This is a genomic window from Limibacillus halophilus (genome assembly GCF_014191775.1).
Lineage (GTDB): Bacteria > Pseudomonadota > Alphaproteobacteria > Kiloniellales > CECT-8803 > Limibacillus > Limibacillus halophilus.
In genome coordinates this window covers 301533-324776 of sequence record NZ_JACHXA010000002.1, presented here as the reverse complement: position 1 = coordinate 324776, position 23244 = coordinate 301533, and the positions used below count along the sequence as shown (strand labels likewise).

Annotated in this window: 18 protein-coding genes; 9 read left to right on the top strand and 9 right to left on the bottom strand. The window is 57.7% G+C overall.

The genetic code is table 11. From position 1 onward, the window contains the following. Nucleotides 1-73 precede the first annotated feature (73 nt). Complete coding sequence (gene recA / locus FHR98_RS04645) at nt 74-1165, top strand: recombinase RecA (protein ID WP_183415467.1); 1092 nt, start codon at nt 74-76, stop codon at nt 1163-1165. 61 nt (nt 1166-1226) lie between these two features. Here the strand turns inward: recA and FHR98_RS04640 are convergent, their stop codons facing one another. Continuing rightward, the gene (locus FHR98_RS04640) at nt 1227-1784 is read right to left on the bottom strand and encodes an invasion associated locus B family protein (RefSeq protein WP_183415466.1); all 558 of its coding nucleotides are present in this window, start codon (nt 1782-1784) and stop codon (nt 1227-1229) included. Between the two features lie 255 nt (nt 1785-2039). Between FHR98_RS04640 and alaS the strand changes: the two genes are divergently transcribed. Further along, entirely contained in the window at nt 2040-4697 is a 2658-nt protein-coding gene (gene alaS / locus FHR98_RS04635) for an alanine--tRNA ligase (protein WP_183415465.1), read from the top strand. A 73-nt stretch (nt 4698-4770) separates the two neighbouring features. Here the strand turns inward: alaS and FHR98_RS04630 are convergent, their stop codons facing one another. The 3 genes from FHR98_RS04630 to FHR98_RS04620 form a co-directional block, all read right to left on the bottom strand. Then, on the bottom strand, nt 4771-5298 hold the full coding sequence (locus FHR98_RS04630; RefSeq protein ID WP_246377496.1) for a peptidylprolyl isomerase: 528 nt from the start codon (nt 5296-5298) through the stop codon (nt 4771-4773). Between the two features lie 60 nt (nt 5299-5358). Then, nucleotides 5359-6582, bottom strand: a complete 1224-nt coding sequence (locus FHR98_RS04625) for an NADP-dependent isocitrate dehydrogenase (RefSeq protein WP_183415463.1) — start codon at nt 6580-6582, stop codon at nt 5359-5361. Between the two features lie 137 nt (nt 6583-6719). Continuing rightward, a complete protein-coding gene (locus FHR98_RS04620) occupies nt 6720-7373 on the bottom strand; it encodes an LOG family protein (protein WP_221205724.1) in 654 nt (217 codons plus the stop codon). Between the two features lie 101 nt (nt 7374-7474). On the opposite strand from FHR98_RS04620, the gene FHR98_RS04615 reads away from it, so the two are divergent. Continuing rightward, the gene (locus FHR98_RS04615; RefSeq protein ID WP_183415462.1) at nt 7475-8665 is read left to right on the top strand and encodes a LysM peptidoglycan-binding domain-containing protein; all 1191 of its coding nucleotides are present in this window, start codon (nt 7475-7477) and stop codon (nt 8663-8665) included. Between the two features lie 34 nt (nt 8666-8699). On the opposite strand, the gene FHR98_RS04610 is transcribed toward FHR98_RS04615, so the two are convergent. From FHR98_RS04610 to FHR98_RS04600, 3 genes are read right to left on the bottom strand one after another with little or no spacing between them, the layout of a single operon-like run. Continuing rightward, nucleotides 8700-11876: an efflux RND transporter permease subunit gene (locus FHR98_RS04610; RefSeq protein ID WP_183415461.1), complete on the bottom strand. Its 3177-nt coding sequence runs from the start codon at nt 11874-11876 to the stop codon at nt 8700-8702. Further along, nucleotides 11873-12973 carry an efflux RND transporter periplasmic adaptor subunit gene (locus FHR98_RS04605; protein WP_183415460.1) on the bottom strand — a complete coding sequence of 367 codons (1101 nt, stop codon included), beginning with the start codon at nt 12971-12973 and terminating at the stop codon, nt 11873-11875. The genes FHR98_RS04610 and FHR98_RS04605 overlap by 4 nt, the downstream gene beginning before the upstream one ends. Nucleotide 12974: 1 nt before the next feature. After that, the gene (locus tag FHR98_RS04600; protein WP_183415459.1) at nt 12975-13748 is read right to left on the bottom strand and encodes a PadR family transcriptional regulator; all 774 of its coding nucleotides are present in this window, start codon (nt 13746-13748) and stop codon (nt 12975-12977) included. 233 nt (nt 13749-13981) lie between these two features. Here FHR98_RS04600 and FHR98_RS04595 point away from each other — a divergent pair, with 233 nt between their 5' ends. The 4 genes from FHR98_RS04595 to FHR98_RS04580 all read left to right on the top strand — a co-directional run bounded on the left by FHR98_RS04595 (nt 13982) and on the right by FHR98_RS04580 (nt 19689). Then, entirely contained in the window at nt 13982-15739 is a 1758-nt protein-coding gene (locus FHR98_RS04595) for a Na/Pi cotransporter family protein (protein ID WP_183415458.1), read from the top strand. 130 nt (nt 15740-15869) lie between these two features. Further along, on the top strand, nt 15870-16904 hold the full coding sequence (galE, locus tag FHR98_RS04590) for a UDP-glucose 4-epimerase GalE (protein ID WP_322091212.1): 1035 nt from the start codon (nt 15870-15872) through the stop codon (nt 16902-16904). Continuing rightward, nucleotides 16901-17878, top strand: coding sequence for an NAD-dependent epimerase/dehydratase family protein (locus FHR98_RS04585; protein ID WP_183415457.1), 978 nt, complete (start codon nt 16901-16903; stop codon nt 17876-17878). The genes galE and FHR98_RS04585 overlap by 4 nt, the downstream gene beginning before the upstream one ends. A 167-nt stretch (nt 17879-18045) precedes the next feature. Beyond that, nucleotides 18046-19689: a putative bifunctional diguanylate cyclase/phosphodiesterase gene (locus FHR98_RS04580; protein WP_183415456.1), complete on the top strand. Its 1644-nt coding sequence runs from the start codon at nt 18046-18048 to the stop codon at nt 19687-19689. 284 nt (nt 19690-19973) lie between these two features. Here the strand turns inward: FHR98_RS04580 and FHR98_RS04575 are convergent, their stop codons facing one another. Next, entirely contained in the window at nt 19974-20183 is a 210-nt protein-coding gene (locus FHR98_RS04575) for a hypothetical protein (protein WP_183415455.1), read from the bottom strand. A gap of 26 nt (nt 20184-20209) precedes the next feature. Next, nucleotides 20210-20785 (bottom strand): cupin domain-containing protein, encoded by a 576-nt coding sequence (locus tag FHR98_RS04570; RefSeq protein WP_183415454.1) that lies wholly within the window; start codon nt 20783-20785, stop codon nt 20210-20212. A gap of 194 nt (nt 20786-20979) precedes the next feature. On the opposite strand from FHR98_RS04570, the gene FHR98_RS04565 reads away from it, so the two are divergent. Both FHR98_RS04565 and FHR98_RS04560 read left to right on the top strand, forming a co-directional pair. Then, entirely contained in the window at nt 20980-21864 is an 885-nt protein-coding gene (locus FHR98_RS04565; RefSeq protein ID WP_183415453.1) for a nitrilase family protein, read from the top strand. Between the two features lie 61 nt (nt 21865-21925). Beyond that, a complete protein-coding gene (locus FHR98_RS04560; RefSeq protein ID WP_183415452.1) occupies nt 21926-23173 on the top strand; it encodes a substrate-binding protein in 1248 nt (415 codons plus the stop codon). Nucleotides 23174-23244: the final 71 nt, after the last annotated feature.

Here is a 23244-nt window from a genome sequence, read left to right as displayed (position 1 = left end):
TGAGAACAAAACGAGCACAATTCTTCGCATTGCGCCTTTGGAGGCGCTTGTGGGATAAGGGAGGCCGTTCGTCATGCAGAATAATTTGCGCGTCGTTGAAGGAGGAACCGTGGATAAAAACAAAGCCCTGGATGCCGCGCTGAGCCAGATTGAGCGCGCCTTCGGTAAGGGATCGATTATGCGTCTCGGTCAACAGGAGGCCGTTGAGATAGAGGCGATCTCGACCGGTTCGCTGGGTCTGGATATAGCATTGGGCATCGGCGGGCTGCCTCGGGGCAGGGTCGTTGAAATCTTTGGGCCGGAAAGCTCCGGTAAAACAACCCTCGCATTGCAGGCGATCGCAGAGGCCCAAAAGAAGGGGGGCACTTGCGCATTTGTCGATGCGGAGCATGCGCTGGACCCGGCCTATGCGGCAAAACTCGGAGTCAATATCGAAGAACTGCTGATCTCGCAGCCCGATGCCGGCGAACAGGCATTGGAGATTACCGATACGCTTGTGCGCTCGGGCGCGGTTGACGTGTTGGTGATCGATTCGGTTGCGGCCCTGGTGCCCCGGGTGGAACTGGAGGGCGATATGGGTGATCAGCAACCCGGCCTTCAGGCACGGCTCATGAGCCAGGCGCTGCGTAAATTGACAGCGTCTATAGCGCGGTCCAACACGCTGGTGATCTTCATCAACCAACTGCGTATGAAGATCGGTGTCATGTTTGGTAGCCCCGAGACGACGTCCGGCGGCAATGCCTTGAAATTCTACGCCTCGGTTCGCCTTGATATCCGCCGTATTGGTGCCGTGAAGGACAAGGGTGATATTGTCGGCAACCAAACCCGGGTTAAGGTGGTGAAGAACAAAGTGGCGCCGCCCTTCCGGGTGGTGGAGTTCGACATCATGTACGGTCAGGGCATCTCAAAGACAGGTGAGTTGATCGATTTGGGCGTACAGGCCAACATCATCGAAAAGTCGGGCTCCTGGTTCTCTTACGACGGCCAACGCATCGGTCAGGGCCGGGAGAACGCCAAACAGTTCATGCAAGACAATCCCGAAATAGCGAGAACGATCGAACAGCGCATCCGGGAGAATGCCGGGATCGTTGCGATTGCCATGCTGGAAGGCCCCGGCGGTGGTGAGGGAGATGCGGACGACAGTAGTTCGGATGTTGCTGGCTGACGGACTGCCGCCCGGGATCGACAAAAGGTAAAAGATGGGTCGCCCGGTTGGGCGGCCCTTTTTACTTTTTACTGATTGCGTTTGTTGCGTCGGTAAAGCCGAGGAGCGAAAGCGGTATCGCCAGCTCCTTTCCGTTGCCGTGCGTGATCGTTACCTGGCCCTTGGTGCCGGAACGCCATGCTTTGAACTGTTCAGGCGTGAAGATGAACTGTCCCAGGCAACCTTTGGCTCCGCAACGTTGATAGGGAAGTTTGCCAAGGGGCTTTTCGTCGATTGAGACCGCGATCCCGGCCGGCAGTAGGACGCCAAGCGGAACAATGATCGCGCCGACGGCATTCTCCTGGCTGGGCGGGAAGGCGATGACGACTTCGAGAACCGGCTGTTGCTGATCTTCACGCAACACAACTTGGTAAGCTTCACAGATTACCGGTTGATCCTGCCCTTCGGCGTTCTGTGCAGGGCTGCAGCGAATGCGCCAGTCCTTAAAAATGGCTCCGTTGGCGTCCGCGCCTTGGGCCGCTGCGGTGCGTGGCAGCGAAAGGATCGCCGTCAGCACCAAGCAAGCGGTTAGGAATCGCGTCACGCCGTTCGGGCGGGAGGGAGTAATCTTGTGCATCATAGATCGTCTCAATCAATTTTTGGCTCTTCTGAGGGGCCGAGTTGTAGCGCGTCGTCCCCCCGCTTGGCCAGGATAATTCGGAACCACCGGGCGAGGCGAGATGCCTTTGCGATGCGTGATCGCTGGACAGGTGACCGCCTGAAGGCTAAAACCGCGCGGGTCCCGGATTACCGACGCGGCTCCATCGTTGAAAGGCTCCAGCTTGTTTGAGAACCGACATCTGTTTCGCAAAAATTTGATGCTTAAGTGAAAGCCATGACTTCAGCCAACGAAATCAGAAACCAATTCCTTGGTTACTTTGAAAAGCACGGTCACGAGCCTGTCGCTTCCTCGGTGCTGGTGCCGCGCAACGATCCGACATTGCTTTTCACCAACGCCGGAATGGTTCAGTTCAAGAATGTTTTCACCGGCGCGGAACAACGGCCCTACAAGCGGGCCGCAACCTCGCAGAAATGTGTGCGTGCGGGGGGCAAGCACAACGATCTCGAGAATGTTGGCTATACCGCACGCCACCACACTTTCTTTGAGATGCTGGGGAATTTTTCCTTCGGCGATTACTTCAAGGATACGGCGATTGAGCTGGCCTGGAATCTGGTCACAAAGGAGTATGGCTTGCCGGCCGACCGCCTGCTTGTGACGGTTTACTCCGAAGATGACGAAGCCTTCGATTTGTGGCGTAAGATTGCCGGCCTGCCGGAATCAAAGATCATTCGGATACCCACCTCTGACAATTTCTGGCAGATGGGCGACACCGGCCCTTGCGGCCCCTGTTCGGAGATCTTCTTCGATCACGGTGATCATATTCCGGGCGGCCCTCCGGGCAGTCCGGATGAAGATGGTGACCGCTTCATCGAAATCTGGAACCTCGTGTTCATGCAGTACGAGCAGATTGCGCCGGGCAACCGTATTGATCTGCCAAAGCCGTCGATCGATACGGGCATGGGCCTCGAGCGCATTTCCGCGGTCATGCAGGGCAAGCACGACAACTACGATATCGACTTGATGAGGGGCTTGATTGAAGCCTCGGCGGAGGCGTCCGGCACACCACCGGATGGTCCGGGTGCGGTGTCGCACCGGGTGATCGCGGATCACTTGCGCGCGTCGTCTTTTTTGATCGCAGACGGCGTTCTGCCATCCAAGGACGGGCGCGGCTATGTTCTGCGACGCATCATGCGCCGTGCCATGCGCCACGCGCACATCCTGGGGTGCCAGGAACCTCTGATGCATCGGCTGGTGCCAGCCTTGATCACGGAAATGGGGCAGCACTACCCGGAGCTGCAACGCGCAAAATCGTTGATCACGGAAACGCTCAAGTTAGAGGAGACGCGTTTTAAGGATACGCTTGGACGCGGTCTGAAGTTGCTGGAAGACGAGGTTTCCCGGTTAGGCGACCAGGAGCCGCTATCGGGCGATGTAGCCTTCAAACTCTACGATACCTTCGGCTTCCCGCTTGACCTGACGCAAGATATTTTGCGCGGCCAAGGGCGGGGCGTGGATACGCAAGGCTTCGAGGCGTCGATGGAGCAACAGCGTGCGACGGCCCGCAAGGCCTGGTCTGGTTCAGGTGAAGCCGCCACGGAAGCGCTCTGGTTTACACTGGAAGATGAGTTGGGCAGCACGGAGTTCCTCGGCTACGAGGCGGAAGAAGCCGAGGGCCAGGTTGTGGCGCTTGTGGTGGACGGCAAGCCCGTGGAACGGATCGAGGCCGGCCAGGAGGCGGCCGTTCTTACCAACCAAACCCCTTTCTACGGTGAGTCTGGCGGTCAGATGGGCGACAGCGGTGCGCTCTTCTCGGCGGAAGGGGCGAGCTTCAGTGTCGCCGATACGCAAAAGAAGCTGGGGTCGCTGCACGTACACCTAGGGAAGCTGGAACGCGGCAGCCTGGAAGTCGGAGAGGCGGTGGAACTGCGGGTGGACGATGCGCGCCGCGCGCGCCTGCGGGCCAACCATTCGGCGACGCACCTGCTGCACGAGGCCCTACGCCGACGCTTGGGCGACCATGTCACGCAGAAAGGCTCGTTGGTCGCGCCGGATCGCCTGCGCTTCGATATCAGCCACCCCAAGCCATTGACGCGCGAGGATATCGTCGCCGTCGAGAAACTTGTCAACGAAACCATCGTCAAGAACGCCGAGGTCACGACCCGTTACATGACGCCGGAGGAAGCCATCGAGGAGGGTGCGTTGGCGCTTTTCGGCGAGAAGTATGGGGACGAGGTGCGGGTGGTCTCAATGGGTGGCGCAGACCGCGCCAGGGACGACAAGGCCTACTCGACCGAACTTTGCGGTGGTACGCATGTTCGGCGTGTCGGTGACATCGGTTTTTTCAAGATTATCCGCGAGGAAGCGCTGGCGTCGGGCGTCCGGAGACTGGAAGCCGTGACCGGTGTCGATGCCCTAGCTTATGTTGAGGCGCAAGAAGAGGTTTTGGCCGATACGGCGGCAACGTTGCGTAGCGCCGCCTCGGACCTTCCTCAGCGCGTCGCGGCCCTGATGGAGGAACGCAAGCGCCTGGAGCGTGAGGTTGGCGACTTGCGGCGCAAGTTAGCGACCGGTGGTGGCAGCGGCCAATCAGGCCCCAAGGTCAAGGATATCGGTGGCATAAAGTTCATCGGGCAGGTGCTTGAAGGGGTATCGGCAAGGGATCTGAAGCCCATGGCAGACACGCTCAAGCAGCAGGTGGGCTCCGGCGTCGTGGCTCTGATCGCTGTCAGTGACGGCAAGGCCTCGCTGGTCGCCGGCGTTACTGACGATCTGACGGCAACACTCTCGGCCGTCGATCTGGTGCGTGCCGGTTCACAAGCCATAGGCGGCAAGGGCGGCGGTGGCCGTCCGGATATGGCCCAGGCTGGCGGCCCTGACAGCGGCAACGCCGCCGCGGCGATCCAGGCGATCGAGGCGGCCTTGGCGGGATAGATCGGGCTGCGATGAAGAATTAAAAAAGGGCCGACGCTTGTCGGCCCTTTTTCGTTGGATAGGCGCAGCGTTCTTACTGAACGTCCGCCAAAACCTTCATGGAAACGATCTTATCGGGGTCGTCCACGGCGCCGGACTGGCGGCCGGCGGGTGCTTTCTTAATGTTGTCCACGTATTCCATTCCGTCGACCACACGGCCCCAAACGGTATACTGACCGTTCAGGAAGGAGGCGTCGGCGAAGGTGATGAAAAACTGGCTGTCGGCGCTGTCGGGATGTTGTGCACGCGCCATGCCAGCGGTGCCGCGGCTAAACGGCTCATTGGAGAACTCGGCCCCAATGTTGACACCGGAACCGCCGGAGCCGGTGCCCGTCGGATCACCGCTCTGTGCCATGAAGCCTTCCATGACGCGGTGAAACACGATGCCGTCGTAGAATCCCTCACGGGTCAGTTCCTTGATGCGGGCAACGTGGTTGGGAGCTACCTCCGGCAGCATTTCGATAAGCACCTTGCCGTCCTTCAGTTCCAGGACGAGGGTGTTCTCGGGATCAGTCTGGGCATTGGCGCCCTCCAGGCTCGCGGCCATCAGTCCTCCAATCATCAAAAAGAGTGTCAGTAGTCGTCTCATTGTTAGCGTCCCCTTCCTTGCCGACTTAACCCGTCACTTCCAGTTGGCCATGGCCTTCTGCAAGTTCTGGTCGACCTTATCGAAGAACTTCTGCGAGGTCAGCCAGGGTTGATTCGGGGAAACCAGCAAAGCGAGATCCTTGGTCATGTCGCCGGCTTCAACTGTGTCGATGCAGACTTTCTCCAGCGTTTCGGCAAAACGGACTACGTCCGGGGTGCCGTCGAAGGCGCCACGGTAGGATAGTCCACGCGTCCAGGCAAAGATTGAGGCGATCGGGTTGGTCGAGGTCTCCTTGCCCTGCTGGTGCATGCGGTAGTGCCGCGTGACCGTGCCGTGCGCGGCCTCCGCTTCGACGGTCTTGCCGTCCGGCGTCATCAGGACGGAAGTCATCAGGCCCAATGAGCCAAAGCCCTGGGCAACAGTATCGGACTGTACATCGCCGTCGTAGTTCTTGCAGGCCCAGACGAACCCCCCAGACCACTTGAGGGCGGAAGCAACCATGTCGTCGATCAAACGATGCTCGTAGGTGATACCCTTCGCCGAGAATTTGTCGGCGAATTCGGCTTCGTAAACCTCTTGGAAAAGATCCTTGAATCGTCCGTCATAGGCTTTGAGGATCGTATTCTTGGTGGAGAGGTAGACCGGCCAGCCCAGGGTCAAACCGTAGTTCATGCAGGCCCTGGCAAAACCGCGGATCGATTCGTCGTGGTTGTACATTCCCATGGCAACACCGGCATCGGGGAAATCATGCACGTCATAGGTGACCGCCTCGCCGCCGTCGGCAGGTGTGAAGGTCATGGTCAGCTTTCCGGGGCCAGGAACCAAGAAGTCGGTGGCGCGGTATTGATCGCCGAAGGCGTGACGACCGATCACGATCGGTTGGGTCCAGCCGGGCACCAGGCGCGGCACGTTCTCGCAGATAATCGGCTGACGGAATACCGTGCCGCCCAGAATGTTTCGGATCGTGCCGTTTGGCGAGCGCCACATCTTTTTCAGGTTGAATTCCGTGACCCGATCCTCGTCGGGCGTGATGGTCGCGCATTTGACGCCGACGCCGTGCTGTTTGATGGCGTTGGCTGCGTCCACCGTGATCTGGTCGTTGGTCTCGTCGCGCTTCTCGACGCCCAGATCGAAGTACTTGAGGTCAACATCGAGATAGGGCTGGATCAGACGTTCGCGGATCATCTTCCAGATGATGCGGGTCATCTCATCGCCGTCGAGCTCGACGACAGGGTTCTTAACCTGAATCTTGGGCATACTGCGCCTCCGTTAATGGCCGACGATATCCGGCGGGAGGGGCCGATTATAAAAGAGGCCGGGTCCGCCGGTGTTGAAAGTCGCGGGCAAGATAGTCGGCCTTACGCCGCAGCGCAACATGGGGCAGCCCCGACCGCCTAAAAGCGCTCACTTTCTCCTTCGATCCGGGAACGGGGTTCGGCCTCCAGCGTCTCGAACAGCGTTTCCAGATCGCTGACGTACGTCAGCATCTCGGCATGCTCGGGCTTCACGAAACCGACCTTGACCTGATGCTCGATCAAAGCTTTGAGAGGTTGCCAGTAGTTCAGGGTGTCCAGCACCACCACCGGCTTGTCATGAAGTCCAAGTTGCCGCCAAGTCAGTATCTCGAAGGTTTCGTCCAGGGTGCCAAGTCCGCCGGGCAGGATGCAGAAGGCATCGGAAAGTTCGAACATGCGCATCTTGCGGACATGCATTGAAGGAACCACTTCCAAACGCGTTACGCCTTGATGGCCGACCTCCACGCTTTCCAGGTGCTCAGGGATGATGCCCACAACGCTCCCACCTTCCGCGATCGCGCCGTCGGCGACCGCACCCATCATACCAACGCGTCCACCACCAAAGATCAGTTCGATTCCGCGCAAGGCGGCTTCGCGGCCCAAAGCTTTGGCGATATCCAGGTAAAGGGGGTCAACGCGTTGAGATGCGCCGCAATAGGCACAAAGACTTCGAATTTTAGGCATGACGTTGGTGGCTTCCTTCTTTTGCTTTTCTTTCAGATCACTGTAACCTGTGCCGAGTGTGGATGTCATGGCGGCTTCGTGACAATGCAAGGGCGCAGGCCCAAAGAGCATGCACCCGGCAAACGCGGAACGGAGCTGGATAGGAGTCGTAAAGTGGGGGGCGTTGTACGGTGAAACAATACGGCGTGCTGATCGTTGTTGCCCTGGCGTTGGGTGTGGCGGCGCTGTTCTTCTATTTTAATGATCCCGATGCGCCGCCCAAACCGGCCGTGACGTCTGAAGCACCCCTGCAAAGTGGCGCTGAGAACACCGCACAATCAACGGCGGAGCAACCCACGAGCGGCACGCAGTCGACGGCATCGGTTTCTTCCGACGCCACAACTGCAGGCAACACCTCGGCCGGTGCATCCGATATGGCCTCCGCTTCCCAAGGCACAAGTGAGGCAGCGACCAGCGGATCCACCGCCACTGCCCTGCCACCGGTCAAACCCTCTTTCGATATCGTCAGGGTAGAGCGTGACGGTGCCACGGTCATTGCCGGACGCGGCGACCTGGGCGCCGATATTGAAGTGGTGGACGAAAAGGGAAACATTGTCGCCCGCGCCACCACGAATGAACGCGGCGAATTTGTGGCGTTGCCCGAGCAGCCGTTGGGGCCGGGCGAACATCGTTTGACGCTTCGCTCACGCGCTTCCGAGGCGTCACCCTGGACGGAATCCGAGCAATCGGTCGTTATTGTCGTGCCTGGGTCGAACCAGGTGGCAGGCGCCGACGGCAGCACGTTACCCGCAGATGGCGGCGATCAGACCGCTGCGTTGGCACAGCCATTGGCGGTCCTGGTGCCCGGCACCGAAGGCTCGGTTCCCCGCGTGTTACAAGGCAATGTCGGAGAGGGGATTTCAGCGGGTGATCTGGCGTTGGAGATAATCGATTACGACGCCGACGGAAATCTGGTGGTCGGTGGGCAGGCGCCGGCGGACGCCCGGCTTCTGATCTATCTGGACAACAAAGCTGTCGGCGATACCCGGGCAGGGCAGGATCGCCGGTGGCAATTCTCGCCGGCGGAGCGTGTTGCAACCGGCACGCATCAGCTTCGGGTCGATCAAATCGACGGCGCCGGCAAAGTGGTGGCAAGGGTGGAAACGCCTTTCTATCGTGCCGGTGGGCAGGGGCCGCTAACCGGAGAGGGTATTGCGGTCGTCCAACCTGGAAACAGCCTCTGGCGCTTGGCGCGCCGCGCCTATGGGGAGGGCATGCGCTACACCCTTATCCTGGAGGCGAACAAAGATCAGATACGCAACCCCGATCTGATCTATCCAGGGCAGGTTTTCATGATCCCAGAGGGGCAGGGCGTTCAGTAGTTCCGGACCCGCGGAGCCATTGCGATCAAAACGATCATTCGGCAGGCGAGGGGTTGGCCGCACCGCGTTTGGTTTGGCGTCTTTCTTTGCGAGCGGACCGCCATGCCTTGAACTTCGCACGGGCCATCAAGGCCGACGGCGTGACGAAAAGCGTTAGCAGTGTCGCAAAAGCCAGGCCAAAGGCAATGGCCGTTGATAGTTGCCGCCACCATTGAGTGGAGGGCGCGCCGATCTGCAGGTCGCGCGCCACAAAATCAATGTTCAGAGCGAGCACCATCGGCATGAGGCCAAGAATTGTCGTGACACTGGTCAGCAGAACAGGGCGAAGTCGCTGCGCGCCGGTGCGCAGTATGGCATCGAAGTCGCTGCGCGCCGTTTCCTTCAGGCGGTCATAGGTATCGATCAGCACAATGTTGTTGTTAACGACGATGCCTGCCAAGGCTATGACCCCGATCCCGGACATGACGATCCCAAAAGGTTGTCCGGTCAACAACAGCCCCAACATGACGCCGACCGTCGACATCACCACGGCGGTCAGGATCAGGAATGCACTGTAGAAGGAGTTAAACTGGGTCACTAGGATGATGGCCATCAGGAACAACGCCACCACGAATGCCTTACCAAGGAAAGCCTGGGCCTTCTGCTGTTCCTCATCTTCGCCCTTGAAGCGAATATTGACCAATGGGTCAGGTTCTTGTTCCAGCATCCAATTTTGAATCTCCGCCACCTTTTCGGAAGCCAAGACGCCGGGCGCGACATCGGCGCGCAGCGTCACTACGCGCTGGCCATCGACGCGCCTTAGCTGATTGATCTTGGGTTGCGCCGATCGGGTGACGAAGTTGCTGATGGGGATCGAACCCTGCTTGGTTTGAATGCGCAGATCGTCGAGGTAGGAAACTGTTCGTTCTCGCTCTGTCAGTCGCACCACGATATCGATCTCATCGTCACTGTCGTCCGGTCGATAGCCGCCAATGATCATGCCGTTGGTGACCATGCGGACGTAACTTCCGATGAGGCTGATGTCCGCGCCGAACTTCGCGGCTTGCGCCCGATCTACCGTCAAATTCCATTCGATGCCGGGCAGGCTGCCGCCGTCTTCGATGTTGAGCAGTCCGTCCATCGATTCCAGCTTTGCTGCAATGCGCTCGGCGGTCGCTGCAATGCGTTCAGGTGAATCCGAGCCGACCTCGATCTGGATTGGCTTCCCAACTGGCGGGCCGGCCTCTTCCTTGCGCGTTTCCAGATGAATACCTGCCAGATCGGCAGTACGGTCCCGAATATCGGCCAGGATTACATCTGCTTTGCGTCGGGCGAACCAATCGGTGAATTCAAGCTGGACGACCCCGATGATGTCTTCCGGCTCGTCACGCTGTTGGCCAGAGCGCGCCATGGAAAAGGCGTAAATGCTGTGGAACTCGCCGCGTTCTTCCTGGAGATCGAGAATTCGGTTTTCCACCTGTTGCAACAAGGTGTCTCGTTCTTGAATCGAGAAGTTGCCCTGCGCTCTGATTTGCAGCGCCGCGTTATCCGGCTCGATCTTGGGAAAGAACTCGATGCCCTTGCCAAAGGTGCCATAAGCGATCTGGGCGGCGATCAGCACAGCAAGCGCTGTCAGGAGCACCGCCCCTGGCCGTTTGAGTGCGCTCCGCAAAAGACGAACGTAGTAACCGGTAATTCCCGATAGATTGGCCAAATCCTCGTCGTCCGTCGCATCCGGTGACAGCGGTGCGGGACCGCTGTGGCTCGCGCGGCCGATGAGAGCACCAAGCGTTGGCACGAAGATGAGCGCCATGGCAAGGGACGCCGACAAGGTCGCAACCAGCGTAATCGGCAGGTACTTCATGAACTCGCCGACGATCCCTGGCCAGAAAACCAGCGGCAGGAAAGCCGCCAGCGTGGTCGCGGTCGCTGCGATGATTGGCCAGGACATGCGCTGTGCGGCTAGGCCATAAGCGCGGCCGCGCGGCTCGCCTTCATTCATCTTTCGGTCGGCGTATTCGGTTACGACGATAGCACCATCGACCAACATACCGACGGAGAGAATCAGACTGAACAGCACCACCACGTTGACCGTCAGGCCCATCGACCAAATAACCAGGATGCCGGTCAGGAAGGATCCAGGTATTGCCACGCCCACCAGACCGGCCGACCGCAGTCCCAGGGCTGCCACGACGACGACCATGACGAGTAGGATAGCGCTCAATACGTTGTTCTGCAGGTCGGACAGCATTGTGCGAATGTTGGTTGAGGCATCCTGGCTGTAGTTTACCTGGACCGATTCCGGCCAGTACTTCCGGGTCTGCTCCACCTTCTCGCGGACGAGTTCGATGGTCTCGATTATGTTCTCACCCGTGCGCTTTTGAATTTCCAGTGCCAGGGCAGGTTGGCCATTCACACGCACGAATCCTTCGGAATCCTTGAAGGTGCGCCGCAACTCGGCCAGATCGCCAAACCGCACGACCTGGTCGCCGTCGGTCAAGACCGGTAGATCCAGTACGTCTTTGTAATCTTCGAATAGACCGGGAACCTTGACCGGGAAACGTCCGGTGCCGTTGTCCAGTTCACCTGCAGCGACCAGCAGGTTGGAGCGGTTCACATAGGTAACCAGCTCTTCGGTATCGATTCCGTAGCTTTCAAGCATCAGCGGGTCGACGACGATCTCCAACCTCTCCTCGCGGTCACCATTGAGGTTTGCGCTCAACACCTGGGGGATGGTTTCCAGGCGATCCTGCAAGTCGCGCGCCAGACGTAGCAGCGTGCGTTCGGGAACCTGACCGGAAAGTGTCACGGTCAGAACCGGGAAGAGGCTGAGATTGACTTCGCTAACGACAGGCTCATCGGCTTCGTCGGGCAGGTCGGGCTTGGCAAGGTCGACCTTCTCGCGAACATCGATCAAGGCGCGATTGGAATCGAAGCCGGCGTCGAACTCCAGCAACACATTGGCGCCGCCAAGGAAGGCGGTCGAGCGCATTTCCTTGACGCCTTCTATGCCCCGCATTTCCGTTTCCAGAGGCTTGATGAGAAGGCGTTCGGCATCTTCCGGCGAGATGCCGTCGTGCGAGACGTTGACATAGAGGATCGGTATGTTGACGTCCGGCGAATCTTCCTTCGGGATCACGGCGTAGGCATAGGCGCCTGCGATCAACAGCAAAACCAGTGTGCTGATGACACTGCGCTTATGGGATAAGCAGGCGGCTATCAGTGCCTTCATTGTGCGGTTCCCAAGGCCAGTGGCTCCAGGGTTTCGGCATCGATAGCCTTCACTTTCTCGCCTTCTTGGACGAACTCTTGTCCCACTACGATGACAGTGGCGTGTTCAGGCAGACCGGTGACCCACATGACATCCCGTGATTCATCGATGATCGATATCTCCCGAAAGGCCACCACGCCCTGGTCGTCGACAATGCGAACCCCCACCTTTCCATTGTCAGCCAGCGTCAGGATCGCCGGGCTGATACGGTGAGCAACGACTGAAACGCGAGGCAGAATCATCTCGGCGGTGATACCGGCAGGAACCGCGGCGTCAGGATTCGGCATGGTCATTTCCACCCGAAAGGTGCGGGTGCTGGATTCGGCAGAAGCGGCGATGAAAGAGACGACCGCCTCTCCACGGCCGCCGCCGACGAATCGCACTTGACCCTTCGTTCCAAGTTCGATTTGACGGATATCCTGCTCATTCGCGAAACCCACGATCAGGAGTGGGTCGAGGTCGACGATTCGGGCCACCATCTGGCCTATCTCCAAGTAACTTCCCAGCTCTGTCGGCCGGCTTTCCAGGCGTCCTGCAAAAGGCGCCGATATGACCAGGTTCTCAAGCTCTATCTCGGCTTTCTTGACGGCGGCGTCGGCCGCCTCCAGTCCAGCTTTCGCACCTGCAAGCTGTGTCTGGGCGCGAAAGCCCTTGTCCGCCAGCTTTACATTGGCCTCATGTTCAATGCGGCGTTGTTCGCGGAGTGCCTTGGCTTCGGCGAGTTGCGCCAGACGATCCTCGGGCGAAAGGCGTGCAATGACGTCACCAGCAGCGACATCGTTTCCTTTCTCCACGAGCAGCTCAATGATGATCCCTTTGGTTTCGGCCTTCAGATCGACGGCGCGTTCCGGTTCCGTTGAGCCGCGCAATACAAGCTGTCGCTCGTGTGCCTCGGCCACGATCTGGCGGACGCGCACAGATTGGCGCTCGCTTAACGCAGAGAGATTGGCCGGTTCCTTTTGCGGTTGCGGCCCGGAGCCGTTGCCCAGGCTGCCTGAAGCGATCCAGGCAACGGCGGCGACGGCGATAAGAGAGGCAATGATTATCGATCGGTTCATCTCAATTTCCTAATTGTCCCGATTCTTTATACGGACTGGCAGTCGGTTTCATGCCGCTTGCAGGTCTGATTGATTGAGTTTTGTTGTGGGCAGGGTCGCTTAGCGCCGCCAAGAGTTCGGCGCGTTGCTGCCTGAGATAAGTCAAGGCGCCCTGATAAACCGCATGCCCAAAACCATGCACGAAACGCCCTCCTGGTGTGGCGCTTGTCAGATCGCACCCTTCCATTTCCTGGATCCTGGTTTCGTAAAACGCGATGCGATCATCGATTAACCGTCGGACCAGCGAGGGCTCCAGAAAGTGCGCAAAGCTCAAGGTGAAGAGGAAATCGGAGCGAAACCGATCAGGCGCCGGTTCCTGCTCCAGACGTTCTATCAACCTGGTCATTCCAAGGTCCGTCAACGCGTAGACTTTCTTGTCCGGACGCTTTGTTTGGGTCTCCTGGCGACAGACTACGCATTCTTCTTCAGTCAGCTTGTTGAGCGCAGGATAGATCGACCCGAAAGAAACCTCTTGCAAGGCACTGATGGGAATACTCTCAAGTGACTTCTTGATTTCATATCCACTGGCCTCGCCGCGACTGAGCACGGCCAAGCATAGGGCTTTGGTGTCCATTGCTTTTACAACTCGCTTGTTTTGTCGATAATATGGCGATTTGATATATATCGAAATGATATAGATCAAGCTGTAAGAGAGACTTCGAATCAATTTCGTATATTTTTCACCATTCGCGGCACGACAAAGTCGTAGGCGATCGTCGGTGATTGACCTGTTCAAGGATGGCCTATGATCATCCCGGCCCGGTCGCTAATAAGGGGATCGGAACGGCGGGGCGGCAAGAACTGCCATTTCGTTTTGCGGCTGAGAATGTTACAGTTTTATTACGGCGCGGCGGTGATTCGTAAGTTTCTCCGTGCTGCCCTTCGATTTTTCTGGATCGTGCCCGGGTTCCTGGTTGGGAACTGTCCGGGCATGGTGGTTCTTTAACCCTTGTCCGATCGGAAGTCGCGATGGACCTCAGTGGCACTGAAGTGATCATCAACCTTGTCGGCGGCGTGGCGCTCCTGCTGTGGGGCGTTCGCATGGTGCGGACCGGGATCACGCGCGCGTTCGGCGCATGGTTGCGGCGCATGGTTGCCGCTGGCACTTCTAGCCGATTGCGCGCTTTCTTCTTCGGGATTTTGGTTACAGGGCTGTTGCAGAGTTCAACGGCAACGGCATTGGTCGTCGCGGGTTTCGCAAGCCGCGCCATGATGACCACGGCTGCCGCCTTGGCGATCATGCTAGGCGCCGATGTTGGCTCGACGCTTGTCGCCCAGGTTTTTTCGTTCGATTTGAAGAGCCTTTCGCCGTTGTTGATCGTGGCGGGTGTTACGGCGTTCCTCAGCAGTGAGCGGGCGCTCATTCGCCAGCTCGGGAGGGCCGGGGTCGGGCTTGGACTTATGCTTCTATCGTTGAAGCTGATTGTGGGATCGTCGGCCGCGCTTCGAGGGTCGGAGATTCTTCCGCTGCTCATGGAACGCCTGGGCGACGAGCCCTTGATCGCGTTCCTGGTAGCTGCGGTATTGACTTGGCTCGCGCACTCCAGCCTGGCGATGGTGCTGTTGTTCATGTCGTTGGCGACGGCGGGAATTATCGAACCGCTGCTGGGTCTGGCGCTGGTCTTGGGTGCCAATGTTGGCGGCGCTATCGCTCCGGTCGCTATGACCGCCGGGTCTGGCGCGCTGGCCAGGCGTCCTCCGGTCGGCAACTTGATGATGCGGTTTGCAGGTGCGGCGTTGCTGCTGGGCTTCCTGCCGGAGTGCCTTGCGTTGTTGGAGCGCCTAGAAGGGGACTCGCCGCGTCTTATCGTCAATGCCCATACCGGATTCAACTTGGCTGTCGCGTTGGTGTTCCTGCCGCTAACCGGCGTTGTGGCCAAGCTGTTGGAACGCCTGTTGCCGGATGTCGAGCAGGAGGAAGACGACAGCCGCCCGCGTTATCTCGACCCTGATGCCGTCGACACGCCGTCCGTGGCTCTTGCCAGTGCCGCGCGCGAAACGTTGCGTCTCGGCGACATGGTGGAGCAGATGTTGCGGCAGTCGATGGAGGTCTTCTGCAAGGACGATCAGAAGTTGCTTCGTGAAATATCCACACGCGATGACGACGTGGATAAGCTCTATGAGGCCATAAAGATCTATCTGACACGCCTGTCCCGAGAGGAAATGGATCGCGAGGAAAGTCAGCGGCATACGGCCATCCTAACCTTCACGACCAATCTGGAGCACATCGGCGATATCATCGACAAGAACTTGATGGAGTTAGCCGCCAAGAAGATTAAGAACCGTCTGCTGTTCTCCTCCAGTGGGCTGAAGGAAATCGAGAAACTCCACGCCGTCGTCATGGATAACCTTGGCTTGGCGCTGAACGTGTTTGTTTCCGAAGACGCCGGGCTTGCGCGTCAGTTGCTCGACCAGAAAGTCACCATTCGCGCGCTTGAGCAGAAACTGGCCGAATTGCACTTCGAACGGGTAAGCGCCGGGCGCCAGGAATCCATTGAAACCTCGGCGCTTCATCTTGACGTAATTCGTGATCTGAAGCGCATCAATGGCCACCTGACGTCAGTTGCCTATCCGATATTGGAGAGCCGCGGAGAACTTGCGCAGAGTCGTCTGCGTAAACGTGATGCGGCCAGCGGATCCGACAAACCGGCTAAAAAGCGCCAGAAACTGCCGGAAGAAGCGAGCGATCTGGAAGCAAGCGGGAATTGCCGCCCAGCCAAAACCTGAAGGGTGGCCGGTTGGGCATAACGATTCCGCCGGCGGGGATCTTTCTGTCATCGTGGCTGGACGGAGCATGGCAAATCGGGCCATTCTCGCGTGGCTTCTTTGGGCCAACGCGAGCAGGTAGGTTAACCGTGTGATTGACGACAGGAACAAAACCGTCCTGGTGACAGGCGGCGCAGGCTACATTGGAAGCCACTGCTGCAAGGCTCTTGCCCGAGCCGGGTTTGAACCCGTTGTTTACGACAACTTGTCCGGCGGCCATCGAGAGTTTGTGAAATGGGGCCCTTTGATAGAGGGGGATGTGCGCGACGGCGCAGGTCTGCAGGCGGCGATTGAACAGACGCAACCGATCGCGGTTCTCCATTTTGCCGGATTGATCGTTGTATCGGAGTCCGTGCGAGACCCGGGCGCTTGCTGGGATATCAATCTGAACGGTACCCTGCGGCTGCTCGAAGCGATGCAGCGCGGGGGTGTCGGGCATTTGGTCTTTTCCTCGACTGCGGCAGTTTATGGTGAACCCAACGTGGACCTGATTGACGAGCGGCAACCAAAAGAGCCGGTCAATCCCTATGGAGCCAGCAAGTTGGCGGCAGAGAAAATCATGGAAGCTTACGACGTAGCTCATGATTTGCGATCGGTACGTTTGCGCTACTTCAACGCTGCCGGTGCCGATCCCGACGTTGAGATCGGTGAAGCTCACCAGCCCGAAACACACTTGATCCCTTTGGTATTGGATGCCGCGCTCGGCCGTCGCGAGCGTATCTCGGTTTATGGTGACGACTACCCGACAGAAGACGGTACCGCCATACGGGATTACATCCACGTATGCGATTTGGCTGCTGCGCACGTTGCAGCGCTGGAGCACCTTTTGGGCGGCGGCGCATCGGCGGCGATCAATCTGGGAACCGGGTCCGGGGCCTCGGTCGCCGAGGTCATAGCCCGTTGCCGCGCCGTCACGGGAAAAGTGATATCAGCCGAGCCGTTCCCGAGACGTGCAGGCGATCCGCCGCGCCTGGTCGCGGATCCAAGGCTGGCGCAGAGCCTTTTGAGATGGACGCCCGAACGTTCCGATTTGGATACCATCATCGGAGATGCCTGGGCTTGGCATAAGCGGAGGTTCTTCAGGCCCATGGCAATGCCCGGTGAGCAAAACGGGTTGGCGTCATGACCTACCTCGTCACCGGCGCCGCCGGGTTCATCGGTTATCACACGGCACGTGCGTTGCTCGATCGTGGGGAATCCGTGGTGGGGATCGACAATCTCAACACCTACTATTCACCGCAACTGAAGGCGGACCGTCTCGCCAGGCTACTGGCGATGCCTGGGTTCGGTTTTCATCAGGTTGATATAGCCGATGCCGAAGCCTTGAAAGCGGCGCTGGCGGGACAGCGTTTGCGCCGTGTGGTGCATCTGGCCGCACAGGCCGGTGTTCGGCATTCGATCGAGAACCCGCATGCCTATGTCCAGGCCAATCTCGTCGGACACCTAAACATGCTCGAGCTCTGTCGGCGAATGGATGGGTTCGAGCATATGGTTTATGCATCGTCCAGCTCGGTTTACGGCGGCAACACCAAGGTGCCTTTCTCGGAAGCCGACAGGGTAGATGCGCCGGTATCGCTTTATGCGGCGACCAAGAAGGCCGACGAACTGATGAGCCATTGCTATGCTCATCTTTATCGCATGCCGTTGACCGGTCTGCGCTTCTTTACCGTCTATGGTCCTTGGGGACGGCCGGACATGGCCATGTGGTTGTTCACCGAGGCTATCTTGGCGGGGCGGTCGATCAAGGTCTTCAACCACGGCCGGATGAAGCGCGATTTCACATTCATCGATGATATTGTCCAAGGCGTCTTGGCGACGCTCGATGCACCGCCTCGCGACGATGGGCAGGCTGCGCCGCAACGCCTTTACAACATCGGCAACAACCATCCGGAGTCCCTGCTGGATATGATTGCCGTCCTGGAAGACGCCTTGGGGCAGACTGCAAGCAAGGAGTTCTTGCCCCTGCAACCGGGCGATGTTCCGCAAACCAGTGCCGACATCACCGCTATTCAGCGAGACCACGGCTTTCAACCCCGAACCACGATCGCCGAAGGGATACCCAGGTTCGTGGATTGGTACAAATCGTACCGAGGTCTTTGAGAAGATTCCTGTCTTGTGCCTGAACCGCTTTGTCTGATTGGCGGCGACCGATGGTAAGCGGTTTGCAGTAATTTCCAATTTTAGATTGTTTTTTTCTATGGATTTTGCCGTGACCGGGTATGATTCTTCCTTTAGGCAAACCTATACGGCAGAGAGGGGGCGGGTTTGTGATTGATTTGCAGTCGGGTGGCCTGCCAAGACGGGCGCTGTTTATTCTTATAGTTATAAGCCTTCTGCTCCTGTGTTGGTGGGTTGTTTTCCTGTCCGGCGGATCGGCTCTGCCGCATGTCCATCTGGTCTATGTGCCGATCATAATCAGCGCATTTGTGTTTGGTCCTCCTGGCGGCGTTGCTGCAGGCGTTGCAGGTGCAACCTTGATGGGCCCCCTAATGCCATTAGATGTTGCGACTGGCCAAGAGCAGTCATTCGTCAATTGGAGCTTACGGGGAGTCTACTTTACCGGGTTCGGCATTCTTGTGGGGGGCTTTCGTTGGGCCCTGAACGCGCGCAACGAAAAGATTGTCGAGGCGTTGAACTATGACAGTGAAACCAAACTCTACCGAACCTCCGCATTCCTCCATAACATATCGGATTGCTTTGTAAATCGCCCTGAAAACCAGCGCGACGCGATGATCCAGTTTGCGGTTAAAAATTATGACGAACTGATCGTGGCGTTTGGTCTGGAAGCCTATGAAGCGGCAATTCAAAGTGCCTCGGCCCGGCTTAGCAGCGCGGTCCCTGAGGCGTCGGTTTTGGGCCGCTCAGGCCGTGATCGCCTCAATGTATTCCTCCCGGATTGCGACCGTTCTGATGCTATGCAAATTACGGCGCAGATTTTGGAGATTCTCGAGAATAGTGAAGACGCCACTGGTGTCGCATTGGTGCTATCGCTCGAAGCGGGCGTTGCCATATCGCCCGACGATGCGAGTGAATCCGAGGAACTGCTTCGCGCCGCCGCTGCGGCCATTGCCGACGGCGCGCTGACCAGTGCTCAAGTTCACTCCTTCGACAGGCGCACGAACGACCTCCGGAAGGAGAACCTCGAACTGCTTGCCGAACTCCGGCGGGCTTTGATGAATGAAGGCTTGGCCTTTTACGCCCAGCCCAAGGCGCGCTGCCGGGATCTCTCCTTTTGTGGCGCAGAACTTCTGGTCCGCTGGAACCATCCGGAACGGGGATTCATCCCCCCAGACCAGTTCATTCCCTTGGCCGAACGCTCACATCTGCGCGGTGCCATTACGACTCACGCGCTCAGAAGCGCATTTGCCTACATCGGTAGTCTGAATATCGAAGATCAACCGGCGGACAGCAGAATTTCAGTCAACCTGTCGGGGGAAGACGTGACGGACGAGCGCTTTCCAGAACGTCTATCCGGCCTCTTTCGTAGCAATCCCAACTTTCTCAGGCGGCTGGAGCTTGAGGTAACGGAAACCGCTTTGGTGCGCGATTGGGCGGTCGCTGTTCCCGTGCTCGAAGCCCTTCGAGAAATGGGCATCACGATAGCCATCGATGATTTCGGAACAGGCTATTCGTCGCTCGCTTACTTGCGGGATATTCCAGCCGACACGATCAAGCTGGATCGGGCTTTTATCAAGGACGTCGTGCTCTCGTCGCAGAATCAGTGCATCGTGCGCCATGCCATCGATATGGCAAAGGAGTTTGGGCTTACAAGTGTTGCTGAAGGTGTTGAGGACGAAGCGACCATGCATTGGCTTTGCGATAACGACTGCGACATGTTCCAGGGCTATTGGTTTGCACGACCGATGCCCCAGGCGGATATGCTTAGCTGGTTGGATACCAAGTCAAGCTGATGAATGAACTGTCAGTCCCGGTCTGAATCTCGATTGGTTCCCGCGATCCATTTTTCGACCGTGGCAGCGGCTTTCGATTCAAAAAAATACAGGCTCCAGGCAGTCGCCGTTATAGGGGACCCACCTATCGCCCTGCAGGACATCATCGACGGCCACCCTCGAATCACTATCTCCCATGCACTTGCGAAACAAAGCATTGTCGTGCCTGTAGTAGGTGTCGCTTGGCACAGGGGCGCCTTTGTTCTTTTGGTCGTCCGGCAATATTATTCCTTTGAATCAATCCACTAGTACTGCTGCAAATCGCAATTTGGCCACGCGAAGGGCAGGTTTTGCACTTTGAGGCGGCATTTCGCTTCACGGTCGATGATCAAGCTATGGCCAAAGCCGAACAAGGGTGCAACACCGATATCATCGGGCCCAACAGTTTGTTGACCACGTCCACGGTTGTCCCTTAGCTGCCCGGCTTTGCGTGAGTCCACATTTTGTACTGTCACGCCAAAAACTTCCAATGAGTAGAGGATTAGAAGGTCGGTGGCGAATTGATCCAAATTACTTTCGCCGTGACGTTTCCAGGGTTTCGATAGCTGTGCGGCAGGTCAGAGCGGAAGAAGAAAGAATCACCTTGATTAAGAAGGTATTTTTCGGCGCCCACTTGCAGTTCAAAGGTCCCTTCCAGCACGAAGCCTACTTCCTGGCCCAGATGATTGATCTCACCACCATTGTAGGCACCAGGGCCAATGATGTGCACATTGCCATCGATAATCTGGTCGTCAATCCGAGGAACCAGTCGCTCCAGGCGAATTAAATTCTGGGCGTTCTCATCGTCGATGATCACCACAGGCCGTTGGCCACTGCGATAGATATGGGCGTCGCCGCCGCTTTCTTCTGAAAACAAGACACTGATGCTCGTATCCAACACCGATACTATCCGGTGCAGCATCCGCAAAGACGGCACCGTCTTTTCGCATTCGATCTTCGACAGCATGCTTTCGGAGCAGCCTACACGTTCGGCCACTATCTTCAGAGTGAGGCGCTTTGTACGACGCGCTTGCCTGAGTTTTGTTCCTAGATTCTTGAACTCTGTGCCGTGAGGCATCCGTAATCCTGTTTTCAACCTTCAAAAATATCTGAGGCGGTTCCTTACACTCAGCCAAAGCTTTGCGCAATCACACACACTCTCTAAATCTATTGATCCAGATGATTGATTAAAATTCAAGTGACTTGACCATAGATAAAATCAATGGAAACATGACTAGCGAAGATCATTAACGTAAGGGAGGCATTCAAAGAATGGCTGACAAGAAGGGTCGCCGCGAGGCCATTGTGAAGATCGCGTGCATCCAGATGGAACCCATCGTAGGCGACAAGAAAAGGAATATCCGACGCAGCGTCGAACTAATTGAGGAAGCTGCTGCGAATGGAGCAGAACTCGTGGTTTTGCCCGAACTCTGCAACTCTGGATACGTCTTCAATGATCGCGATGAAGCCTTTGCGCTTTCAGAGGAAGTGCCAGGTGGCGAAACCTGCGACGCCTGGTGTGCAGTCGCAAACAAACACGGTTTGCATATTGTCGCAGGGATCAACGAGCGTGAAGGAGACAGCCTTTACAATAGCGCCGTCGTCATAGGCCCGGAGGGTTACGTTGGCACCTTCCGCAAGGTGCACCTCTGGAACGAAGAGAACCTGTTTTTCGAACCGGGTGATCTTGGTTTCCCGGTCTTCAGAACGCCACTCGGTCGGATCGGCTGCAATATTTGCTACGATAGCTGGTTCCCCGAAAGCTTCCGCCTTGCCGCCCTGCAGGGTGCGGATATTGTCTGCGTGCCTACTAACTGGGTCCCCATCCCAGGGCAAGCCAAAGGCGAACGCGCTATGGCCAATACGCTGGTCATGGCCGCCTCTCACTGCAATTCAGTATTCATTGCTGCCGCTGATCGGATTGGCACAGAGCGTGGCCAACCCTTCGAGGGGCAGAGTTTGATCACCAGTCATACAGGCTGGCCGATCGCTGGACCTGCGAGTGCCGACAAGGAGGAGATCCTCTATGCAGAGGCAAACCTTGCCGACGCGCGCCGTAAACGTAACTGGAACGAATACAACCAGCCCCTCCGGGATCGGCGTACCGATCTCTACGAGGAAATGCTCGGAAGCCCGCACGAACCTGGCTGGTATTAGAAACCACAAACGGGCTCACCCCAACCAGAAGCCATTCCAGATTGGATAGGAGAGGTCAATCATGAGAGACACGATTTTAACCAAGAAGCCGGTTTCACGCCGACGTGCATTACAGACGTTGGGCGTAACGGCTGCGGCGTTCGCCGCACCAGCCATTATCCGTTCGGCCCGTGCCGCCGAAGCGATCAAGGTTGGTATCATCTCGCCGCTCACAGGTGCATGGACCGTGTACGGAAAGGCGCACATCGCGGGTTTCGAACTCGCAGCGGAAGAAATCAATGCTGCTGGTGGCGTTCTTGGTCGGCCGCTGGAACTGGTTGTCGGCGATTCGAAAACTGAACCGCGCATCGTGGTGGAGCAGGCAAACCGTCTGATTCGGCAGGAGCGTGTGGATTTCCTGGCGGGGACCTTTTCCAGCGCCGAGCGAAATGCTGCGGGACCGGTCGTTAAAGGCGCCGACAAAGTGCTGCTCTACCCGACCTTCTACGAGGGTCAGGAGAAGGAATACTATCCCGGTGTGTGTAATCCCAACATCTTCATGTTCGGGCCGGAGCCAACGCAGCAAGTCTGGCCGCACATGGAATACATGATGAACAAGTTTGGTAAAAAGTTCTTCATGATTGGCTCGGATTACGCCTGGCCGCGCGTAACCAACCAGGTAACCAAGCAGAAGCTTGCAGATCTGGGCGGTGAGGTTGTCGGCGAGGTCTATATCCCCTTCAACACACCGCAATATGAATCCGTGCTTCGCGATATTCGCAGTTCCGGCGCAGACATCATCTTCCACAGCCTGACCGGCAGCGATACCGTCAACTTCCGTCAGCAATTTGCGGCAGCCGGAATGAAGGAAGATTTTGCTCTGTGGACAGTGGACGACGAAGAAGTCGTTACTTCCGGTCTTGGGCCGGAGGTATCCGCCAACGATTATGTGAGCTTCGACTATTTCATGTCGATCAAACACCCGAACAATGCAGGTTTTCTCAAGCGTTTCAAAGCCAAGTATGGCGAGAACGCGCTGATGAACACCGTCGGCGTCTCCATGTACAATGCCGCCCATATGGCTGCACGGGCCATTGAAAAGGCCGGCGAGGTCAGCACAGAATCACTGCGCGCCAACCTGAAGGGCATCGAGTTTGACGGTGCGCCCCAGGGACCGGTACGTATGCGCGAAATCGACAATCAAATTGTGTTGCCATCTTACCTGATGCAGGTTCGACCGAACTGGACCGATGTGAACGATATGTTCACCGAAGTGCAGTCGTTTGAAGGTGTCGAACCCTTGGATGCCCGCTGCGACCTGCCGCTCTAGCCGGGAGCGTGCACGGGTGCCCCCGCCGGAGTTTTCTCCGACTACGGGGGCACCCGTTACTTTCTAATCAG